Below are 291 nucleotides of genomic sequence, written 5' to 3'. Positions count from 1 at the left end.
TGTACTCTTCTGATAAAGGTCGTCCTAGTATTGATCCTGTCGTGTTAGTAAAAATGGTGTTCATTCAATACATATTCGGCATTCGCTCTATGCGCCAAACGATCAAAGAAATCGAAACAAACGTCGCTTATCGTTGGTTTTTAGGTTTTGGTTTTGATGGTAAGATCCCCCACTTCTCTACGTTCGGGAAAAACTATGCCCGCCGATTCCGCGAAAGTGATGTGTTCGAACAGGTTTTCTACCGCATCCTTCGGAATGCAATGGAAAAAGGCTTTGTGAACCCAGATGTGG

General features: G+C 43.3%; 1 protein-coding gene. It reads left to right on the top strand.

The window, feature by feature from the left end; translation table 11 throughout:
• Positions 1-291: transposase (locus tag MW695_RS22350; protein ID WP_247107625.1), on the top strand; the 291-nt coding region annotated here is incomplete at both ends.

It is taken from the genome of Halalkalibacter sp. APA_J-10(15) (assembly GCF_023017105.1).
GTDB lineage: Bacteria > Bacillota > Bacilli > Bacillales > Bacillaceae_D > Halalkalibacter.
This window is presented reverse-complemented; position numbering and strand designations above follow the sequence as displayed.